The sequence below is a fragment of the Micromonospora sp. CA-246542 genome, from assembly GCF_050942905.1.
Classification (GTDB): Bacteria; Actinomycetota; Actinomycetes; order Mycobacteriales; family Micromonosporaceae; genus Micromonospora.
The window spans coordinates 999150-1019795 of the sequence record NZ_CP192040.1 but is presented as its reverse complement, the minus strand read 5'-3'; the positions used below and the strand labels follow the sequence as shown (position 1 = coordinate 1019795).

Annotated in this window: 22 protein-coding genes; 18 read left to right on the top strand and 4 right to left on the bottom strand. The window is 68.5% G+C overall.

Features of this window, described 5'->3' with window-relative positions; genetic code table 11:
• Nucleotides 1–89: 89 nt before the first annotated feature.
• From ACQP0N_RS04915 to ACQP0N_RS04870, 10 genes are all read left to right on the top strand, one after another.
• Nucleotides 90–299, top strand: coding sequence for an SDR family oxidoreductase (locus ACQP0N_RS04915; RefSeq protein ID WP_433117897.1), 210 nt, complete (start codon nucleotides 90–92; stop codon nucleotides 297–299).
• Nucleotides 296–1099 (top strand): class I SAM-dependent methyltransferase, encoded by an 804-nt coding sequence (locus tag ACQP0N_RS04910; RefSeq protein WP_433117895.1) that lies wholly within the window; start codon nucleotides 296–298, stop codon nucleotides 1097–1099. Before ACQP0N_RS04915 ends, ACQP0N_RS04910 begins: the two co-directional genes overlap by 4 nt.
• A complete protein-coding gene (locus ACQP0N_RS04905) occupies nucleotides 1096–2019 on the top strand; it encodes a hypothetical protein (protein ID WP_433117893.1) in 924 nt (307 codons plus the stop codon). The genes ACQP0N_RS04910 and ACQP0N_RS04905 overlap by 4 nt, the downstream gene beginning before the upstream one ends.
• Nucleotides 2019–2582, top strand: coding sequence for a dephospho-CoA kinase (locus ACQP0N_RS04900; protein ID WP_433117891.1), 564 nt, complete (start codon nucleotides 2019–2021; stop codon nucleotides 2580–2582). Before ACQP0N_RS04905 ends, ACQP0N_RS04900 begins: the two co-directional genes overlap by 1 nt.
• On the top strand, nucleotides 2579–3775 hold the full coding sequence (locus tag ACQP0N_RS04895) for an NUDIX domain-containing protein (RefSeq protein ID WP_433117889.1): 1197 nt from the start codon (nucleotides 2579–2581) through the stop codon (nucleotides 3773–3775). The genes ACQP0N_RS04900 and ACQP0N_RS04895 overlap by 4 nt, the downstream gene beginning before the upstream one ends.
• Nucleotides 3772–4458, top strand: coding sequence for a hypothetical protein (locus ACQP0N_RS04890; RefSeq protein WP_433117887.1), 687 nt, complete (start codon nucleotides 3772–3774; stop codon nucleotides 4456–4458). The genes ACQP0N_RS04895 and ACQP0N_RS04890 overlap by 4 nt, the downstream gene beginning before the upstream one ends.
• A gap of 288 nt (nucleotides 4459–4746) precedes the next feature.
• Nucleotides 4747–5274, top strand: a complete 528-nt coding sequence (locus ACQP0N_RS04885) for a DUF6244 family protein (RefSeq protein ID WP_433121437.1) — start codon at nucleotides 4747–4749, stop codon at nucleotides 5272–5274.
• A gap of 173 nt (nucleotides 5275–5447) precedes the next feature.
• Nucleotides 5448–5870 (top strand): hypothetical protein, encoded by a 423-nt coding sequence (locus tag ACQP0N_RS04880; protein WP_433121435.1) that lies wholly within the window; start codon nucleotides 5448–5450, stop codon nucleotides 5868–5870.
• 13 nt (nucleotides 5871–5883) lie between these two features.
• The gene (locus tag ACQP0N_RS04875) at nucleotides 5884–6333 is read left to right on the top strand and encodes a SitI3 family protein (RefSeq protein ID WP_433117885.1); all 450 of its coding nucleotides are present in this window, start codon (nucleotides 5884–5886) and stop codon (nucleotides 6331–6333) included.
• A 69-nt stretch (nucleotides 6334–6402) separates the two neighbouring features.
• Complete coding sequence (locus ACQP0N_RS04870) at nucleotides 6403–6867, top strand: PPC domain-containing DNA-binding protein (RefSeq protein WP_433117883.1); 465 nt, start codon at nucleotides 6403–6405, stop codon at nucleotides 6865–6867.
• Between the two features lie 37 nt (nucleotides 6868–6904).
• Here the strand turns inward: ACQP0N_RS04870 and ACQP0N_RS04865 are convergent, their stop codons facing one another.
• Nucleotides 6905–7639 carry an HAD family hydrolase gene (locus tag ACQP0N_RS04865; protein ID WP_433117881.1) on the bottom strand — a complete coding sequence of 245 codons (735 nt, stop codon included), beginning with the start codon at nucleotides 7637–7639 and terminating at the stop codon, nucleotides 6905–6907.
• Between the two features lie 437 nt (nucleotides 7640–8076).
• On the opposite strand from ACQP0N_RS04865, the gene ACQP0N_RS04860 reads away from it, so the two are divergent.
• The 4 genes from ACQP0N_RS04860 to ACQP0N_RS04845 all read left to right on the top strand — a co-directional run bounded on the left by ACQP0N_RS04860 (nucleotide 8077) and on the right by ACQP0N_RS04845 (nucleotide 10678).
• A complete protein-coding gene (locus tag ACQP0N_RS04860) occupies nucleotides 8077–8616 on the top strand; it encodes an AAA family ATPase (RefSeq protein ID WP_433117879.1) in 540 nt (179 codons plus the stop codon).
• A complete protein-coding gene (locus ACQP0N_RS04855) occupies nucleotides 8613–9134 on the top strand; it encodes a hypothetical protein (RefSeq protein WP_433117877.1) in 522 nt (173 codons plus the stop codon). The genes ACQP0N_RS04860 and ACQP0N_RS04855 overlap by 4 nt, the downstream gene beginning before the upstream one ends.
• 75 nt (nucleotides 9135–9209) lie before the next feature.
• On the top strand, nucleotides 9210–9632 hold the full coding sequence (locus ACQP0N_RS04850) for a PadR family transcriptional regulator (RefSeq protein WP_433117876.1): 423 nt from the start codon (nucleotides 9210–9212) through the stop codon (nucleotides 9630–9632).
• On the top strand, nucleotides 9629–10678 hold the full coding sequence (locus ACQP0N_RS04845; protein WP_433117873.1) for a GlsB/YeaQ/YmgE family stress response membrane protein: 1050 nt from the start codon (nucleotides 9629–9631) through the stop codon (nucleotides 10676–10678). The genes ACQP0N_RS04850 and ACQP0N_RS04845 overlap by 4 nt, the downstream gene beginning before the upstream one ends.
• A 60-nt stretch (nucleotides 10679–10738) precedes the next feature.
• On the opposite strand, the gene ACQP0N_RS04840 is transcribed toward ACQP0N_RS04845, so the two are convergent.
• Entirely contained in the window at nucleotides 10739–11263 is a 525-nt protein-coding gene (locus tag ACQP0N_RS04840; RefSeq protein ID WP_433117872.1) for a hypothetical protein, read from the bottom strand.
• 143 nt (nucleotides 11264–11406) lie between these two features.
• Entirely contained in the window at nucleotides 11407–12207 is an 801-nt protein-coding gene (locus tag ACQP0N_RS04835; RefSeq protein WP_433117870.1) for a helix-turn-helix domain-containing protein, read from the bottom strand.
• A 275-nt stretch (nucleotides 12208–12482) separates the two neighbouring features.
• Between ACQP0N_RS04835 and ACQP0N_RS04830 the strand changes: the two genes are divergently transcribed.
• From ACQP0N_RS04830 to ACQP0N_RS04815, 4 genes are all read left to right on the top strand, one after another.
• Nucleotides 12483–12965 (top strand): NUDIX domain-containing protein, encoded by a 483-nt coding sequence (locus ACQP0N_RS04830; RefSeq protein WP_433117868.1) that lies wholly within the window; start codon nucleotides 12483–12485, stop codon nucleotides 12963–12965.
• A gap of 151 nt (nucleotides 12966–13116) precedes the next feature.
• A complete protein-coding gene (locus tag ACQP0N_RS04825) occupies nucleotides 13117–15099 on the top strand; it encodes an ABC transporter ATP-binding protein (RefSeq protein WP_433117866.1) in 1983 nt (660 codons plus the stop codon).
• An 11-nt stretch (nucleotides 15100–15110) separates the two neighbouring features.
• Nucleotides 15111–15677 carry a kinase gene (locus tag ACQP0N_RS04820; protein ID WP_433121433.1) on the top strand — a complete coding sequence of 189 codons (567 nt, stop codon included), beginning with the start codon at nucleotides 15111–15113 and terminating at the stop codon, nucleotides 15675–15677.
• A gap of 50 nt (nucleotides 15678–15727) precedes the next feature.
• Complete coding sequence (locus ACQP0N_RS04815; protein WP_433117865.1) at nucleotides 15728–16573, top strand: phosphotransferase; 846 nt, start codon at nucleotides 15728–15730, stop codon at nucleotides 16571–16573.
• Nucleotides 16574–16766: 193 nt separating this feature from the next.
• Here ACQP0N_RS04815 and ACQP0N_RS04810 read toward each other — a convergent pair whose 3' ends face one another.
• Entirely contained in the window at nucleotides 16767–20606 is a 3840-nt protein-coding gene (locus ACQP0N_RS04810; RefSeq protein WP_433117863.1) for a hypothetical protein, read from the bottom strand.
• Nucleotides 20607–20646 lie beyond the last annotated feature (40 nt).

Sequence of the window (20646 nt, the reverse complement as noted above, 5' to 3'; positions counted from 1 at the left end):
GACGGCAACTTTGAGGGCGAGTGTGAGGAGAACGGGGCGCGACCACTCGTCAGATCCGCCCTGGTTCTCCACGACCCTGGGAGGCGCCAGTGGAGCACGAAGTCCGCGTCAACATGCTCGTGCCGGGTGCGATCGCCACCCAGATGACCCCCGACAAGGCCGCCGGTCACCGCTGCCTCCTCGGGCGCTGCGGTGAACCGGAAGAGGTGGCGGACGCGATCACGTTCCTGCTGTCGCCGAAGGCGTCGTACATCACCGGCAGCACGCTGCACGTCGACGGAGGACTGGGACTGCGATGACGACTACCCACGGCGGCATCGCCGAGATCGACTACGCAGCCATGATCCGCGCCCTGAACCAGGTCCACTACGCGGGCGAGACGTCGTTCTACAACACAGCACCGCTGCGCCCCTGCGAGGAGGCGCTCTATCACCGGCTCGGTGCGGGGGCGCGAATCCTCGATGTGGGATGCGGTGCCGGTCGCGTCACCCAAGCGATAACCGTATTGGGCGGCGACATCGTCGGCGTCGACATCAACGAGGTGGCTCTGGCAGTTGCCCGGGCTGCGTGCCCGAACGGCACCTTCGTGCACGGCAGCATGAATGCCCTGCCACTACCAGCGGACACTTTCGACCAGGTGTGGTGCCTCCGCTTCTCCTTCAACGCGCTGGCAACCGAGGCCGAACGTGTGGAGACCCTGCACGAGATGTGGCGGGTGTGCGCCCCGGGAGGCACCGTCCTGGTAGAGACGTTCAACTGGCACTACGCCGGCCGGCTCGGGCTTGTCCGTATCGCCAATCTGCTGGACCTGGCCGCCCGCGCCGCGCGATGGCGGGGGCAGCGCCGCACCGGCTCGCGGCCCCTGCCAGCGCGCGACATCATCTACCTCGCCAACAAGACCAGCGGAGCGGCACCCGGCTACGCCCACCTCACCACCGCCCACGAGCTGTACCTCCTCACGGCGACATGCGGGATCCGGCAGTACGCGACCGTGACATCTGAGGAGGGTGTCCTGTCGGCACCCGCGCCCGCGATACGCGGCAGACACCGCCGGTACTCGATGTGGCTCGCCCTCCGAAAGCCCGGGGAGCGGTCATGAGCTTGTTGAGAGTCGGCAAGCACGCGCTGGAGATCCGGATCGCTGAGTCGGCACCACGCTGCCTGCGGCGGTTCGTCGCCCGACTCGCTGACACGGAACTGCCGACCATGCCGGCCGGGCAGGTCATGCAGGTACGTGATGGGCACCGAACCCGGCTGACCGTCGACGTCAACAGAGGTGAGGTCCTCCTGGAACTGGCCGCAGAGCTGGCTGGCGATCCACCCACGTTGGAGATCGGAGTGCTCCAGGCCGCGGCACGCTCCTTGGCCGTCATGGGGGGCGGCGAGCTGACGCTCCTGCACGGGAGTGCGGTGACTATAGACGGCGGACGGTCGGCCATAGCGGTGCTGGACGGCGGACGCGGGCAGGGCAAGACATCACTCGCGCTGGGCGTCGCCGCTCACGGAGGCAGCCTCCTGGTCGACGAGTTCACCTTCACCGCTTTCTCCTGCCGTCAGCCCTGCGTGGTGCCGATGCCCACCCTGCCCTGGCACGTACGTGCCGACATGGCGCCGCTGCTGGCACCTCAAGCCGCCGAACGGCTCCTCTACGCGGTGGATCTTCCCGCCCCCACCACGGCCGGACACCGCCCGCTGCCGCTGAGCCTCATCGTCATTCCGGATCAGGGACTTGCGGCGGGTGAACTGCGCGAGACGCCTACTCCCGCAGCCCGGGATCTGCTGCGCGCGGCGGTGACCGACCACGAGGCGAAGCTACGCGACCCGACTCTCGACCACGTCTCGATCTTCTCCTCGGCTGACGAGGTCACCATCAGCCGCAGTCTTCCCGCATTCAACTTCGGGGAGAAGGCGCTCGACGCGCTTGCCGCTGTACCGGTCATCCGCGTCGGCATCGGCAAGCCAGACGATTTGCCCACCAGTGTTGCCGCGGTGATCCGTCGGACAAGAGGAGATTCGTGATGCGGCAGCTGGCCGCGCCACCGATGCTCCTCCTCGCCGGCACCAGCGAGGCCGGAAAGTCGAGCGCGGGCGAGTACCTGGCCGCCCTCGGCTCCCGCCGCGTCAAGATCAGGACGGTCCTCGTGCAACTCAGCTCAGGCCGGCAGGCCTACCACGAGGGCGTGGAGACGCGGGAAGGCTTCGGGTACAACGAGTTCGTCTCGAAACTCCTCGCACTAACCGACCGCGGCGAGGCCCCCTTGGCAGTCGAGAGCTTCATCGATGCCGCTTTGGCTATGACTGTGAAGCGAACGTGGCCGGCACCATGCTCGATCATCTTCATCACCGCACCAGAACTCGTCCGCGTCAGACGCCTCGCGCATGCCCGAGGGCTGACCGCCGACGAGGCCCGGCGCATCATCCGACGCAAAGACGAGCGGAAACGCGTCCACGAACAGCTTCCGGCCTGGCGCGCAATTGCCGATCACTGGGTCGACAACACTGCCAACATCATCACCTTCAGGGCTCGTCTCCGAGACGCGTTCCAGACCATGCAGACATCCTCAGGAGGCATCCAGCCATGACACGTCGATACGCCTCCGCCGGTGCCGTCGTCGCGACCGACGACCTCAGCTCTCCACAGGTCCTGCTCCTCGATCAGGTCCGCAAGACCGGTGAACGACAGACCGTCGCCCCGAAAGGCCGACTGGAGCCGGGCGAGGCGCCACTTCAGGCAGCCAGGAGGGAGGTGGCCGAGGAAGCCGGCCTCACCGACACGCACTACAGCGCGTATCTCGGGCAGGAGGCGTACACGTTCACCGACAACGACGGCACGCCAGCGGCGAAGATCGTCGACTGGTTCCTCTTCTCGACGTCCACTACCGCCACGACTCCGGCCCGGGACGAAGGCTTCGTCCAGGCCCGCTGGCTCGAGGTGTCCGCCGCCCGGCAGGCCGCCAGCCATCCCCAGTTCCAGCAGGTGCTGGATCGCGCCCTTGCCGTCGTCACCTGGCGTGCCGCTCATCCCCTGCCGTTCAGCCGAAAGCTCAGTTACCTGGTCAACCAGGTGGCGGCAGAGGCCGAGGCCGTCATCGCCGGACATCCGGATGCCGGGGTGGGGCTGTGCGGATCCGCTGCACGAGGAGATTTCATCGAGGGCTGGAGTGACGTCGACTTCGTCGCTTGGAGCCTGCCCCCCATGTCGGCCGCCGTGACGTCGCTCCACGAGATCGTCAGTGAAGCGGCCCGACGTCACGGTTCTCGGGCGTCGCTGCACCTCGCGGACAACCACGGGGGCGACGCCCGTCGCCTCGGTCGGCTGTACGACATGAAGATGCGGGTGGTGCTGCGTCGCGTAGGGCTCGACACCGCCGTGATCGCAGGTGTCGCCGCGCCTACGCCGGCCGCCGCCTCGGATTTGACCGATCTCGCTGGTGACGTTGCCGTGCTGCACGAGTTCGCCGTCGCCCGTCTGGCCGCGAGCCACCAGACAGACTCGGAGCGCGAGGACTCCGCACGCCGGGTGTTGTCGGTGCTGTCGAGTGCCGGTCGGCTGCTTGTCGCACATCGAGCGCCAGAGGTCGGCCTGCGCCTTCCTGAGGTGGTCGAGGCGCTGCGCGACTGGCCGGTCACCAAGCTCAGATCGCTCCTTGAAGACTACGACGCCTACCGCCGTGCAGGCGCGGACGACGTAGCACAGGCCGAGCGGCTCGCCGCACGGGTGCCAGGTGCGCTCGCGGCCGTGAGGAGCATGCTCGACGAATCGGCATCCCTATGATCATTTTCGTCGACGGGATCGATGGTAGCGGGAAGACGACTCTCATCGGACACCTTGCCGCCGCCCTGAACGACAGTGGCGCCGAAGCAGTCGTCTCCAACCCACTGTGGCGTTACCTCCCCACGATCGCCGCAGCGGAACAGTTCGCCTCCTGGGTCGTCAGTACCACTGGTCTGGACGTCGCAGAAGCGCTCATCACGGCAATGATTGATCGCCTCGACGACCTCCGCGACCTGAGCGTCGCACAAGACCACGTGCACCTGGTTGATCGCGGGCCGAAGACCGTCTACGCATCCGCCCGCGCCCACGCTTACGAACCACGCACGGCAATCGAACCCCTTCGGGAACGTCTGGCCGCCTCGGTCCGAGCGCTCACCGACGTCCACCCGTGCGTGGCGATCGAACTTGGGGACGGCGTGGAAGTGCTCCGGACGGTCCTTCCGCGCCTCACATCGTCTCAGACCGTGACGCCCGGATACCTGGGGTATTTGCAAGCATTGGCCACAGAGATGCATACCTTCGGCGACTGGCCGGGCCTGCCAACGCAGCGACTTGACGTTTCCATGTCGGCCGAATCCAACTGCGCGGCGATCCTCGAGTCTCTCCGCCTCCCGAGTCCCAGGAACGGCCGCGCCGACGTAGGAGCAGGAGTATCCGCAAACAGACGGGGCTGGCGGAGATGAAGCCAGCGCAAGGCCCGCTGTGATCGACCGCGCTGTGCCGCCGTCACTCGACACTTGGGTTATCCATCCGGCGTCGAGATCGTCACGCTGCGGCAGATCCTCGACGAACGCGTCGACCAAGCCGCCGCCGAGGTCCTGCGCCCCGCGATCAACGCGGCCCACCGCCTCCTCGACCTCGTCGACACTGTTAGCGGCGACGGGCTGACACGGGGCGGTGGGCCCCTAGGAACGCCAGGTAGCTTCAGCTGTCGAGCACTTCTACTGTCATCGATTGGGGATGCCGGCCACGTGTCGCACATCGAGAAGATCACCGGTGAATTCCGCGCGTTGATGACCGGGGTCGAACGCGCGCAGGGGTTGGCAGCCGCCGCCGACAGTCAGGCGCAGGAGGTGGCGTTGCGGGCCGCGGGCGCGGGCTTCGTCGCCGTGGCGGCGGGTGTGGCGCGGGTGCGTAACGCGATCACGGGCATCCAGGGCGGCCTGGGAAGTCTTGCCGGGTCGATCGGTGATGCGACGAAGGCGACCGCGGCGGTGCCGAACGAGGCCACCCCGCAGGAGACGATCGCCGGGCTGGCGCCTGTGCTGAGCGCCGTGGACGCCGCTCGTGACGCGGCGGCCGGGGCCATCACCGGAGTCGGTGAGGCGCAGCAGCTCGTCGCCGTGGTCCTGCAGGGTGGGCAGCCCGGGCCGCTGTTGCAGGCCCTGGAGGCCATCAAGCAGGTTTTGGTACTGGTCGTTCAGCGCACCGGTGGAGCCCGGCAGGCCATCGAAGGGGCGATCGCGCAGGCCCGGCAGTTGGGGTCGTCGGGAAACTGACGGGGGCTGGCGGTCATCCACCGGCCAGCCCTGCCCCTGCTACCACCGGCAGCTCATCCCCGACGACCCCCACCCTTGGCGGAACTCTCTCCAAGGAGACTGACGCGTCAACCCCGTGGACCAGGCGTCCCACCGGCGTCGTGGGCGGGTCGCCTACCGGACGCCGAACCCGGATCTCCGCGAACGAGAAGCCACGGGAGCGCCGTGCCCTGGAGTTGGAGGACGAGTGTGCCGACAGGGTCGCCGGCAAGGGGTACCGGGTTCACCAGAACCCCACGAGGCAGGAGGTCGCGGACGCGCGACGCGAGACCGGGGATTCTGGGAGGCCGGAAAAAGCACCCGACTTCCTCATCGAGGGGCATGTCTTCGACTGCTACGCGCCCACTGCTCCCGTGCCGCCCCGCGCCGTCTGGAGCGCCGTGTCCAGGAAGGTCGACACGGAGCAGACCCAACGCGTGATGTTGAACCTCCACGACTGGCGAGGAAACCTCGCCGCCCTGCACAAGCAGTTCCAGGACTGGCCCGTAGCAGGGCTGAAGGAACTGGCGGCGGTAACGCGCGACGGTGCGATCATTCAGATCATCCGGCGAGACTGACGAAGGGGTGCAAATGGCTGTCGAGTACCGGTTGACACTGGCGGGCGACATTCCACTGGAGCAGGTGGCGGAACTGGCTGCTCCCGGAGCAGTCGAGACGTCCACGGCGTCCGGCGGCAGAATGCTCAGCGCCGACCTGAACGACGAGCACGGGTACGTCGTGGACATCACCGGCGGCCGGCACGGCTACTACAGCGCCGAGGACGACGGTGGCGCTCTGTGGCAGTGGGAGCCGGAGACCTACCTCGACGTCAGCTTCTACATGCGCAAGGACACCCTGGTCGACAAGGGCAAACCACACATGCTGGCGACCGTGGCCAGAATCCTCACCGGCAGAGCTGAAGACGCCGCCCTGACCCTCAACGGCGACGTGCTGATGCTGACGCGCGTCGCGGGGACCATCCAGAAGCACAACACTGACGGCTGGTACGACGAAGACTACGACAGGATTCTTCAGCTCTGACGGGCGTGCGTCCCCGGCTGGATCCACCACAGTCACTCCCCCGACCACCCCGACCGGAAGTGCCTCAGTATGCGCAGCCATGACCTCACGCCCGGACGGATGATCGGCGTCACCTGCGATCATGGCGAGGACTTCTTCACCGCCCTCGCCGACGCCTGCCGCACCAACGGCATCCGGCACGGCTACATCCCCGTCTTCATCGCCGGGTTCAGCACGGTCGAGATCGTCGGCACCTGCCAGCGTCTGGACGACCCCCAAGCCCCGGTCTGGGACCGGGTGCACCTGACCAACGTCGAAGCGCTCGGCGGCGGCACCATCGCCTACGACGACGCCCACGACCGGATCTCGCCGCACATCCACGTCAGCGTCGGACTCAAGGAGCACAGCGCGACCGGCCACACCAGCCACCTGCTCGCCGCTACGGTCCAGTTCCTGACCGAGATGCTGATTCTCGAGGTCGCTGCGCCCGTCATGCGTCGTATCCCCGAGGCGAGCCTCTACGACGTGCCGCTGTTGCGGATCGGCGAAAACTGACGCTGGTTATGCTCGAACTCGAAGAGCAGATGAGCGGCTAACAGGCAGTCGACGACCCACCCGAGACCAACAGCGAACTGACGGCGGCCATCACCATGATTGGTTCAAGACTGTCGAGCACCAGGTCAGGTTCGTAGGTAGTCAACTCTTGCCGTCCAATTCGGTGAGCGACGACGGCGACATGAAAGTCGGCATGGCGCGCGCAGGCGATATCGTTGGGCGCATCCCCGATGACGATGACGCGCGCAGAATCGAGCTGATCACCGTAGATCGCGGAGTAGCGTCGGGCGACGACTGCCGGGAGCTGAAAGCGATCGCGCTCGTCTGAACCGAACCCGCCGATGCGGAGATCAAGAAACTCATCCAAGCCCGCCACGTGCAGCTTCACCTCGGCTGCCGAACGCAGATTGCCGGTCAGCACGGTCTGGATGAAGCCTCGGTCGTGCAACTCCGCGATGCTCGCCGCAGCACCTGGATACAGCGGCTGGACCTCAGCAAACTCCTGCCGGCCCTCTTGCATGACTGCGGCGATGGCCTGACGGAAGGCGGGTATGCCCGCCTCCGCAGCTAACGGGTCGACGCCCGAAGCGATCGCCGTGTCGACGGCGATCGACTCGTCCGTATACCCATGCACCTTCTTGTCAGGAAAGATGACCGCGGACTCCGCGAAACCGTACGCGCGAGCGATGGCGCGCCTCAGCCAGCGCAAGTCCGCGGGGATGAGCGTCCCGTCAACGTCCCAGATCACCAAGCCGGCGCTGCGGTGGTTCACAGAACCATCGTCGCACGACGGGCGAGTGAGGCCGATGACGGTACCGAACTGGCTGCCGAGCGCCGGTGGTTCTCATTCGAGGTTGCCCGCGGCGACTTGATCGCCTACCGGGCATGGCGTCCGACCGACACTGAATCGGAGGCCGAACTCGGTGCCCACACGTTCGGGCCGCAGGGCAAGAACGCCGCTGCGGCTGTGACGGAACAGATCCAGGCATGGGACCAACGGGCTCGCCGCGGGCCAAGTCCGAGTTCGCTTACTGGCCAACGGGCACCAGCCCCGGGATGCCCACGCCGAGAAGATAGCGGTGCTGGCAGAGACTCATGGTCTTCTTACGATCTCCTCGCTGGCGGTGAACCGGCCGCCCCCAACTGGGCGAGCCACCCCCTCGTTAGGTCAAGTAGTAGTGCAGCCGTTTGATGCCTGAGGAGCGACACGTGCGCGTGATCTGGATCAACGGTGCGTTCGGCGCTGGGAAGACGACTCTGTCGCAGCAGTTGACGACGGAGGATCCCCGGCTGCTGATGTTCGATGCGGAGTTGCCAGGCTTCATGCTCCGCGAGATCGTTCCGCCGCCCGTGAGCGGCGATTTTCAAGACCTGCGGGTGTGGCGTCGCACCGTCTCGGACACAGCTATCGCACTGCTTGAGGAGTACGGACGCACGCTTGTCGTACCGATGACCGTCGTGGTGCCGTCGTATCTTGACGAGATTTTCGGCCGGCTGCGCGCCCACAACGTGCTTGTCGACCATTTCTTCATCGACGTGCCCACCGGCGTCCTACGGACGCGCATCGCGGCGCAGTCGGTCTGGCCGGATGACCCGGTTCGGGATGCGCAGGTGCGTGCTTGGCGGCTGGAGCAGGTAGCCCGCTGCGCTGCGACTGTCTGCCTGCTGCCGGCCGACACGGTGGTGCTGGATGGTCAGCTGCCGGTGACGCAGTTGGCCTCGGAGGTCCGGGCACGGTCAGCAACATGATCTCTCGTAGCGGCCAACCGAGCCTGTTCGGGAACGGCGACACGGCTGACGACAGCCGCGAGCCCATCCTCATGTCGCTCAATCCCCTGTACTACGACCTCCTCTGGACTGGCGGGAAGACGCACGAGTTCCGACGCCGGTTCCTGACCGGCCAGTCGGCGCGTTGGTACGTCTACCTCACCTGGCCTGTCGCCCGGCTCGACGCGGTCATCGACCTCGGACCCGCCATCATCGACACTCCGGAGCGAATTGCCGAGATCGCCGAACGGGCTCGCCCCGGCAACGGCGCATCGGTGCTCGAGTACGTACAGGACCTGAATCAGGCCTTCGCTATCCCGATCCAACGAGTTGCGGAGTACCCCGGGTTGTCGCTGGAGCAGCTCAGGGCTCAGCTGGGCGCATTCCATCCTCCGCAGGGGTACACCAAGCTGCGCAACCACTCTGAGCTGCTCGGCATCTGCGAGAAGATCACGGCCGGTTTACCGAGCCGCGAGATGACCGTGACTGATCGCACCTAGGAGGTGGCGCCAACCGGCGCGGCGTTTCTAACGACTTTGTCACCGGTATAGCTTCATCACCGATACATTGAGGGCATGGCCACACCCACGCCACTTCGAGAGCCCACCTTCCTGATCCTCACCGCGCTCGCGCGGGAGCCCATGCACGGCTACGGCATCATCAGCGACGTCGCGGCCCTTTCCGGTGGGCGGCTGGCGTTGCGGCCCGGCACCCTCTACGGCGCACTCGATCGCCTCACTGACGAGGGGCTGGTGGAGCGGGACCACGAGGAGGTCGTCGAGGGACGACTACGCCGCTACTACCGGCTCACCGAAACCGGCCGGTCCGTGCTCACCGCCGAGACCGAACGGCTACGCCGCAACGTCGAGGCCGCCAGCCAGCGCCTGCGGGCCTGGCCCGCCGGCCTCCCCGCCGCCGGCGGCACATCACGTGGCCGACTCAACCTTCCCGGGGCTGCGGCCCGCCCCACCCTTCGACCGACCGGAGGCCCGGCATGAACCAGCCCAACCCTGCGCGGGAACAGGTGGGGTCGCCGTTGGAGTCCCGCTACCGGCGACTGCTGCGGGCCTACCCGGGTGCCTACCAGGTCGAGCGGGGCGACGAGATCGTCGGAACGTACCTCGACACCGTCGAACCTGGGCGGCGCTGGCCATCCCCCCACGACGCCCTCGACCTGCTCGGCGCCGGACTCCGGGAGCGACTGCGCGGGTACGGCGCCCTCGGACTGGCCGCCGCCTTCCCACTGGCCGCAACCGCCGCGCTCAACACCCTCATCGCGGTCGCGACCTTCCTGCTCCTGCAGGTCGAGTTCGAAGACCCCCGCTTCGCCCGACTGGACCCGGTCGGCCCGGTCCAGACCCTCGGCGCCGTCATCTGGCTGGGCTGGCTGCTCGTCGGCCTCACCGCCACGGCGCTGCCCGGATCCTGGACCCGCACCGCCGCGGCCGGCGGTCTCCTGCTGACTGTCGCCGTGCCGCCCGTGGCCGCCCTCATCGGACAACCCGGGCCGCCGCTGTTCGTGCTGCTCCCCGCCGCCGCGCTCGGTCTGGCAACCCTCGCGCTGCCCTCCCATCCCGGCTGGGTCGCACGTAGCCTGCCGCTGCTCACGGCCGGCTGCATAACGGCCGCATCCGTGGCATTCAGCGCAGTCGAGAACGGCGGCAACATGTTCGTCTCGTACGGCTCGACTCCCGAGCTGCTGGCGATGGCTGGTGGGCTGATGTTCGCGCTGGTCCTGCTCGTCGGCCTCGGCCGCGCCCTACGCGCCGACGACACCGGCCTCTGGGCGACCCTGCTGCTCGCCACCCCAGCCGGCCTGTTCGGTGCCGACCAGCTCAGCCAGGCGATCTGGGGTACCAGCGGCGGCGGACCCACCCCGGCGGCCTTCGCCACCACAACCGGATCGATCCTCCTCGCCGGTGCATCGCTGCTCACCGCGGCGCTCGCCGGTCAGGCCGCACGACACCGGACCGTACGTCGACGAGTCCTCGACGAAGCCTGCCCGACCTGCGGACATCGGCCGGAGGTGACAGCAGAGGCGTGACCCTCCCCCAGACCTCAGCCACTCCCGGGTACCAAAGCGTGCCGTCGGGTCCGAGCGTGGTTAGCCGGTCGTCTCGTCGGTGTCGGGCCAGAGCCGGACCGCCCGCGCGGCAGCGTCGAGGATCACCTGGCCGTCGACCTCCAGCCGCGACTCGGGCATGTCGTACGCCGGCCACTCGCAGACGAAGGTGACGGGCCCGGACGGCGGCAGTGGCCAAACCCAGTAGTGCGCCGCGTGCCGCCGGGCGTTCGACTCAGCGTTGCCCGGAAACAACAACCGGCCAGGGGGCTCAGCATCCAGCGGCGTGAGTGAGTGTCGATCCATGTTAGTGACGGTGCTCCCGTCGGCGAACTGCACACCCACCCGGAGGAAATCCGCTGGCACGGGCTGCCCGGCCCAGTACCCGATCCGGTGGTGGTGCAACAGATCAGCCCGTCGGTCCGGCGTACGTAGCACCGCGGTCACGCTGAACTCGAAGCCTGCGGGGTAGGCGAGCAGACCGCTGATCGCGACCGCGACGCGATCGGTGTGGACCAGCACGTGGCTTTCCGCCACGACACCGGGGATCACCGCCTCGGGTTTCATCCAGGCGGGACGGGGCTGTCTGATCGGTTCTGGCTCGACGTCCGATGCCGCTACCTGGCGGTCGAAGAAGCCCATATGGCCCACCTTCCCACAATTCCGAGCTCTCGTACGGCCGGGTCTATTGCCGTCCTCCGACTCGGTGCTTACCCGGCACCGCCGACCCCCGACGCATCATCGCGCGGGTAAGCCGTGGCCCGACTGTCCATCGATAAGGCGTGATGTTTTCGGCGTAGTGCGATCAGTGTTGCCCGCACCTCAGGTTGCTGAGCGGCTTCGGCGAGGTCGAAGGCTTCGGCGGCGTAGGCGTGCGCGACACGGGTCGCGCCCAGGTCCAGGGCGAGGGCGCCGAGCAGCCCGGACAGGTGGACGGCGACGGTGTAGAGCCGGGCGCGTTGCGGGGGATGCTGCTGCCCGGCCATGAGCTCATCCACACAGGCACGCAGCGGCCGCAGGCGCGACAGGCGGACTGCTGGCGGAAGGCGTTCATCGTCGGCAATCGCGCGACGGATCTCGTCTTCGACGTAGCCGAGTCGGGCGTCTTCGTCGTTGCAGGACTTCAGCGCGGCTCGGCGGGCGTTGATGCTGGTCTCGTCTTCCCAGAAAGCTGATTCGGCTTCACCGGAATCGGTGCTGGCGACGGACTGCGGCAGGTGCGGGTTCTTCCCCGACGGGACCGACGGTGGCTGTGGTTGGTGCCGCTGGACTCGCTTCGTGAGGCGGTCGTACTCCTGGGTGAGGATGCCGTCGGTGTGCAGGGCGGTGTCGCAGCGTGCCCAGAACTCGCGCTCGGGGTGTTGGCGGCCGGTCTCGGTGTTGGCGACCGAGCTGCGGCCGTACTGCACGAGCCGGGCGAGGCCCTGCTGGGTGAGGTTGGCTTCCTTGCGCAGCTGTGCGAGGTGGCGGCCGAGCGCGCGCCGTGCTGTCGTGATCTCGTCGTCGGCCATGGTTTGCCACCCCCTGGCGGTGCCGAGATGCGGTCACGGTGCGGGCAGACCGTATCCGCCGCCTCCGACAATTCCTGGGTCGGTTACTGAGGGCTGTCGGGGGTGAACGGGGTTTGGTCGACAGCCGGGCAGCCTAGCGGCTGCGTCGGCCGCCGGTAGAGGTCACGCGCGGCCGACGATGTCGCCGTTTGTCGGCGTCGGCAGCGGAATCTGCCGACAATGTCGTGGCACGGCGCGGCGGGCGTGTCGGACGGCTGGCGTCCTACGGTCGACTCATGCCCGCCGAACGCCTCGACTTCACCGCCGATCTACCTCGCAAGCGGATGGCCGCAGGGCTGCTCCTGACCGATCCCCGCGGTCGGATGCTGCTTGTCGAGCCGGCATACAAGGCCTCGTGGGAGATCCCCGGTGGGTGCGTCGAGGCCGACGAGTCGCCCTACCAGGCGGCGGTCCGGGAGTGCCGTGAGGAACTCGGGCTGACCCTGACGCCCGGCCGGCTGCTGGTCATGGACTGGGTGCCACCGCAGCCTGGCCGCACCGAGGGGGTCATGTTCGTCTTCGACGCGGGCACGCTCACGTCCGAGCAGACGGACCAGATCGTCTTGCCGCCGACCGAGTTGCGCAGCTGGTCCTGGTGCGACCCACCGGAGGCTGACCAACGCCTATCGGCTCTGCTGGCCCGACGCGTCGCCGCAGCCCGGGAAGCACGCGGTCACGGGTTCACCAGCTACCTGGAGAACGGGCTGCCGGTCACCTGAGCCCGCCCCTACACGGGCCAGCCGCATCCACGATTCGACTCATAGCCCCTCTGCTGAAAATCCGATCTGCGGGAGGTCGCCTTCGGGCGACCGGCCCGACTCACACACGTCCCACTGCCATCCATTTACATAACTTTGAGGAGATTTGTCCATGACTCAGACGACCACCGCACAGAGCCCCAGTACAGCGGGCCAGCCGGGCACCGCGCGACCGGAGTCGGTCTTGCCGGAGCTACGGGCCACATGGTGGGAGACAGGAGTGCGGGCCCGGGCGGAAGCGGGCGTGTTCACCGTCTTCGCGGAACTCCCCCGGCTCGTCCGGACCGCTCTGGGCGTCAGTTGGCGCGCAGACCGACTCCGCACGGGCGTGGTCGCGGTAGCGACCGTCGGCGCCGGGGTGATGGCGGCCTTCGGCCTGTTGGCGACGCAGCGAGTGCTGGTGGAGTTGTTCGCCGGCGGGCCGACCGCGGACAAGGTCCGGGCGGCGTTGCCCGCACTGGCCGTGCTGGCGGTCGCGGTCGCGCTGCGTGCGGGGATGGGCATCGCCACCGGGTACGCGCAGAACGCGTTGACGCCGCAGGTGAGCCGGGAAGTGGAGCGGGGCCTGTTCGAGGTGTCCACGCAGGTGCGGCTGGAGGCGTTCGACGCCGACGCGTTCGCCGACGACATGGAACGCGCCTCCCGAGGCACCGAATCGGCGATCGGCCTGGTGCAGTCCTCGATGAACCTCCTCGCCGGGCTGGCCGGTGTACTCGCGGTGGCCGTCGCCGTCGTGGTGATCCACCCGCTCTTGCTGGTGGCGTTGCTGGTGGCGACAGTGCCGAACGGGTGGGCCGCGCTGCGGGCGGGCCACCTGCGGTATCAGACGTACACCGCCGGGTCGGTACGGCGGCGCCGGCTGTGGCTGTTGCAACGCCTGATGGCCGAGCGAGCATCCGCGCCGGAGCTGCGGTCGTACGGGCTGCGCCGGTTCCTGCTCGACCAGTACGACCGGGTCATGCAGGTCGAGACCGACATCCAGCTCGTCCTTGCGCGGCGGGTCACCACCACCACCTCGGTCGGGGCGATGATCGGAGGAGTAGCCACCGCTGCGGTGTACGTCCTGCTCGGCCTACTGCTGATCGACGGGCACATCCCCCTCGCCGCCGCGGCGACCTGCGTGATCGCCGTGCAGTCCGCGCAGCGCTCCCTCGCCGTCGTCACCTTCCAGGTCGACCGCGTCTACACCGAGGGTCAGCACTTCAATGACTACACCGGGTTCATGACCCGCGCCGCCGCCTACCTCCCGGGCAGCAGCGGACCGGTGTCCGCGACGGGCCCCGAACGGCTGCGGGAACTGACCGTCAGCGGGGTGAGCATGCGCTACCCCGACCGCGACACACCCGCCGTCGACAACGTCACCATGACCATCACCGCCGGGCAGACCGTCGCGTTCGTCGGGGAGAACGGCTCGGGCAAGACGACCCTCGCCGCGATGATCGCCACCCTCCGCAGCCCGAGCGAAGGCGTCATCGAGTGGAACGGCCAGCCCATGTCGGAGTGCGACATCGACGGGCTGCGAGCCCGGATCGCGGTAGTGACGCAGGAGTACCACAAGTGGCCGTTCACTGCGGCCACGAACATCGCTATCGGCAACGTCGACATCGACGCCCAGCAGGACCGCATTGAGGCCGCCGCCGCACGCGCGGTCGCCCACGACATGATCACCGAACTGCCCCACGGGTACGAGACACTGCTCGACCGGACCTTCGCCCGAGGTCAGGACCTCTCCGGCGGGCAGTGGCAGCGCATCACCGCAGCCCGCGGTTTCCTGCGCGACGCCGAACTGCTCATCATGGATGAGCCCTCCTCCGCGCTCGATCCCCGCGCCGAGGACGCCCTGTTCCAGGCCATTCGCGACCGCAAGGGCCGGGCCACCACGATCCTGATCACCCACCGGCTCGCGAACGTCCGCCACGCCGACCGGATCTTCGTCCTGCACCACGGCCGGCTCGTCGAGGCCGGCAACCACGACGACCTCATCGCCACCGGCGGCCGGTACGCCGAACTGTTCGCCCTCCAGGCCGCCGGCTACGACGCCACCCCAAGCGAAGGCAGCCCCATCCCGCAACAGCACCAGCCCGCCTCGCGATAGGAAGAACCGTGATGGACCAAGCGGCGCCCACCGGCAACTCCGAGACGATCCTCATCAGCATCCGCGGCAACTCCAGCGCCGGGAAGAGCACCATCGCCACGGCGTTGCGGCGCCGGCACGGCCGCGGCTGCGCCATGGTCGGCCAAGACCACATCCGTCGGATCCTGCTCAGAGAACGCGACAAGCCAGGCGGGCTCGCGCCCGCACTCATCGCGCAGAACGTTCGTTTCTGCCTCGACCACGGCTACCACGTGATCCTCGAAGGAATCATGCACACCGCCCGGTACCGGAGCATGCTCACCGAGCTGCGCGACGCGCACCGCGGGCGAACGCTCTTCGCCTACCTCGACGTGTCACTACCCGAGACCTTGCGACGCCACGAAACGCGTCCCTTAGCGGCGGAGGTATCGCCGGAAAACCTGCGCAGCTGGTACACCCCGCGCGACGTCCTCGGCTGGCCCGACGAACTCGTCCTCCCCGAGACCACCACGCTGGAGCAAGCGATCGAGCGCATCGCCACCGTCGCCGGCCTGCCGTTGACCGGCCGCGACAACGACCTGCTCCCGGCAGTTCCATGACCGCATCACCGAGAGTAACCCCAGACAACGCCGGTCTCGGGGCGGATGACGTGTTCCCGGCGCTGGTCGCCCGTGCCGCTGCCGCAGGGGTGGGCACCGGCCGGGTTGTGCACCGCACCGACAAGGCCCTCGTCGCCACCGGCCGCCGCGACGGCCAACCGGTGATCGTGAAGCTGTTGACCACTGACGACCCGTACTGGGTAGGCCGGCGCCAGCACGAGCTGCGCATGTACGAGCTGTTCACCGATCAGCCGCCCCCCGTGCGCATGCCGCGGGTCCTGTACGCCGATGCCCACCTGACCGTCCTGACTCAGCTACCTGGGCAGCGTCTGGACGACCATCGTCACCTCACTCGCGACGTCAGTCCGGCCGACGCACAGCTGGTCCTGGACACCCTTGACAGCCTCGCCGGCTGGACGCCGGCACCGCCACTGCCGCAACCTGTCGACTACCACGGCCGCACCGACGCCGAGCACGCCGCCGGGCTCCTCGACGACGCCGACCAGCACGCCCTGCACACCCTCGTCGACCAGCTCGGCCTGGGCCGGGTGACCGCACACGGCGACCCCCTACCCGCGAACCTGCTCCTCGACCGCGAGCACTGCGCCCTCATCGACTTCGAGCACACCGGCAGCTACCTACCCGGTTACGACCTCGCGCTGCTGCACATCGTCGCCGCCGCCAGCCCGACCCTCGCCGCCGCGATCGCCGAACGCGTGCACACCGCCGACATCACCACCGCCTACCACGTCAACCTGCTCCTGCTGACCTGCCGAGAGATCCGTCTGCACACTGTGCTGCCAGCAGCCGGCGCGACCACGTCCCGGCTCGCGTACCTGCGACAGCTACTGAACCAGGCACGCCACGACGTTCAGGCGCTGATCCGATGGGCATGAACCGAACGACGGCCAGCGCAATGGCCCACCGCAGCCCAGCAGACGGCTCATAGGCACCCCCCGGTGAGCCGTGACAGATAGTTGCACTTGACTTGGTGACTGGGATGCCTCGCGTCGCCTGCCAGTACCCAGGCCAACGTCAATGGGGTTTCAGTCATCGATTCTCTGCATAGCCTCGCTTCGATGCCGACAGCTACTGACGAGTGCGGCGGTCAGCGATGCTGTCCTCACGGCGCCCTTCGGCCTCGAACACCCCGGCGAGCCGGTCAAGCAGCGCCCCGGCGCGAGGCCACCCATGGCGGACGGAGTCGGCCCAGGTGCGGTATTGCGCTGCACCGACGCGTTCCTGCCGCCCGCCAGTGTAGGCGCCGCGGACGGTAGCCCCACGCTGATTGATGCGAGAGATCAGCAGGTTGTCCTCTAGGGCGCCGTCCTGCTCCTGCTCGAGCAGCGCGCGGACGGCCAGGCACGGCCAAGTGCCGTCCTCGTCGGTGGCCGGTCCCGCGACTGCCGCGCCGATGGCGAGTGATGCTACGCCGGCGCGACGCCTAGCGGTGAGAGCGGTGCGCGCACGGTTGGTCCAGGTCTGCAGCGCCTCGGCATTGGGCGCCGAGCCTGCAGCCGCTGTCGGCAGCGGGTCGTGCCAGCCGCGCAGCAGCCGAAAGCAGCTTTCGGAGAACTGCGACTCAGGCTCCGGAGCGTCGTCGTTGCCCGCGCCGTCGTCGGTGTCGTTCTCGGAGCCGCCGGTGGCGTCGGTGGCGTCGGGCGTGTAGACGTAGCTGACCACGTCGGCGAAGAACTCCGGATCGGCGGCCATTTTGCGGTACAAAGCCGTGGGTCGTCGTTGCCCGGCCAGCAACGGCATGTAGAAGAGTTCCAGGCGGATCAGTTCGTCCTCGAACGAACAGGCGTCTCGCACCTGGTCCAGGAGCCGCCCGACCTCGTATTCGAGCGATCGGGAACTGTCGGATTCCTGGCGTGTGGCGGCCATGGGCGCCTGAAGGACTCTCAGCGCCAGTTCCGTCGCGACGTTGTCGGCCCTGGGTCCCGACAACGCGGTGATCGCGGCGAGGGGACGGCCTGCGGTGATTAGGCCGTCACAGAACCGCTCGAGAACGTCGCCGACCGCCTGGTAGGGCGGCACCTGGCTCCAGAAGAGAAGCTGTTGCTCGGGGCTGGCTGCGGTAAGCAGGTCGAGCGTGTCAGGAGTCAGATCGCAGGAAAGCAACAGCCGGGCGGCGCTTTCCGGTCGGCGTCGAAGCTGAGCAGCGGCCCAGCCCTGGGTTCGGGCCCGCACCTGAGCCAGCCCGGACGCGAGCTCCCGTTCCTGGGGGTCATCGCTGGCCAGGAGGTCGAGGACGGGGTCATCGAGATCCCCGGTCGTAGCCGCGAGGGTGGCCCCGACCAGGCGCGGCAGCTCGGCTTCTCGCGCTAGTGCAGCGATGTCGCGGACACCGGCGCCGGCTGCCTCGTGGACCACTTCGGTGCGCCGTCGCGCGGCCTCGGCCCGTCCCTGCGCGGTGGTGATGTCAGTCCCCTCGGGCATCCAGGAGAACACCGCCGCGCGCGACACCTGGCTGGGCGGAGCGCCATGGCCAGTGAGGAACGTGTCGAGCAGGGCAAGGTCGCTAGGGGTCATGGCCCAGTCCGCGTCAGGGTGATGCCGATGTAGGTCGGCGACCTCGGCCACCGCGGCCAGGACGCCGGCCCCGTGCTCGCCCAGGTCCTCCCAGGCCGTATCCAACGCCGCGACGATCGCCGTGCGGCTCGCGGGTGTGACCCGACCGAGCAAGGCGGCGACCTTCGCCCACTCGTCGCCGGGCACGTCGTCGATCAGCCGGCCGCAGATGTCATCCACCGCGCGGAGGGCGGTGCTCACCGCTGAGTACGCCCGCGGGACGGGCCAGTCGCGGTATCGGGGGCCGTGGCGAATCAGCAGGCCCCGATCGACACTGCCGATCAACGAGATCATGAGGTTGGTCGCCGCGAGCGGAACCGTCCGGCGGATCGCGTCGAGCACCTCCAGCCGGGTGGCCGCGTTAATGGCGCTCTGAGGAACGCGGAGGTGCAGCATCGCGGTGAGCGACTCGTCCGGCCGGTTCGCCAACCGGCCACCAGGGTCGAGCAGCGTCAGGCGGGCCAGCGCGACCGAGACCCGTGACACCAGCGCGGTGGAGAACCCGAGGGTCTCCAGGGCCCACAACAGCGGGGAGTGTCTGCTGCTCGGCGGCCCGAACGACCCCGTCGTCTCCTCGAACAGTGCCAGCACCGGCGGATCCGGCTGTCTCAGGGACTGCTCGAGCGCGTCCAGGAACACCTCCGGTGCTGCTTCGGCCAGCAGCGGCAGCAAGTCGGCGAGCACCAGCCAGCGTTCGGCGTCCGCGCCCGCCAGCAGCTCCCGCACGCTGGCCGAGGCGATCTCCTGGCCGGTCCGTCCGGCTGCGACGACCCGGCCGCCAATGACCGATCCGAGGACGGCCAGGGTGGTAGCGATGCCGCGTTGCAGCGTCCGCGAGTACCGGCGTTGCGGCAGGTTGTCGTCGACCAGCATCGCCAGCTGGTCGCGCATCGGCACGCCCAGGGCCGGGTCAGGCTCGGTGAGGGTCACCGGTACGTTCCGGGTGAAGACCTCCAGGTCCTCCGCGGTCAGGTAGCTGCCGGTCGATTCCCAGGCGTCGATAACGTCGGTGAACTCCCAGCGGCTGTCGTTCTCGGCCAGGGGCGCGTCCTCGCCAACGGTCAGCATCGTCAGGTCACGGGCCAGCCCACGCCACGACGCCCGGTCCGTCAACTCCAGCAGCACGGAAACGTCGCCCTCGGCTGTGGCATTCCATTCTCCCGCGAGCAGCGCCGCCGCCAGCAGGGAGGCGGAGGTGCCGGTCGCCCACGCCGGGTTCTGCCGGTGTCCGTGTCGATTGATCCGCCTGCGCAGCGAACCCAGGTTTCGCCGCGACGCGCGGGCGAACTCCGCCGCGTGACGGGGTTCGGCCCCAGCCGCTTCCCACGCGGTACAGGCCGAATCGATGTCGATCGGGGCGAGCCGGCCCGCGGACCGGGCGGTTCGCGCGACACTGGGCAGAAGAACGTGATGGCCGGCCGCGAGCGCCGCGGTGACCGTGCCGGGGACGAACATGGGAATGAGGATGTGCGGCGCTTCGTGGTTGCTCCAGCGGCGCCAGCCGTCGACGTCCTCGATGACCACGCAACGTCCGATGAGCGCCTCCCGTTCCTCAGGAGGGAACTGCCGGCGCTGCGGAACATCGCCGCCGAGCGTGACAGCCTGAGCGACCAGCTCCCCGGTCGCGCCAGGACCGGCCGACGGGCCGGCATCGAGCTGAAGTAGCGCCGAGGCGGCGAAGGCGACGGCTTCCTCCAGGCTGCCGGCGGAGATCCCGATCGACTGCGGGGGCCCGGCGAGCTGATCGAGCAGCTGGGCCCCGGCCTCCGTCCGCCCGGCGATAAGCACGCCCGCCGGAGTGGTGGGCATGGTCTGCTCCGACCAGTGGGTGAACCAGTCTGCCAGCCCGGTCACCCCGATCGGACCGCGCCCGACGTGCTCAGCAAGCCACGCCTGCACCCCTGGGCACGATTCGAGCCAGGTCGTCAGGTCCTGCGCGTCAAGGACGACGACGTCCTTCCAACCGTCTTCGAGCTCCTTCGTCTCATCAACCCAGACGGCCGACTGGTTCCAGGTCCGGCTCGTAACAAACACGAAGGTCGCGCCCGCCCTGTCGCCTTCCAGCGTGTCCTTGGTCCGCTTCGCGTAGTCCTTCTTCGCCTTGGACTTGGGGTTCTGGTTGGTGCCCATCTCCCAGACGGACGTGCCGGAGGGCACGTACGGCGGGCTGCCACCGGCGACCGTGACGACACCGTCGAGGCCGGGGAGAGCGACACCCTCGGCCGCGGGAATCCGGATGCGGTCAGGCCGCACCGAAGCCATGATCAGCTTGCGTACCAGTGTGGGCAGGTGCCCCTCGGCGTCCCGGCGGCGGGACCACTCGTCGAGGTCGGTGGCCGTGAGGTCCGTGCTCATCCGACCTCTCCGTTCCGTCGTCAGGAAGTAACGCGTTGTG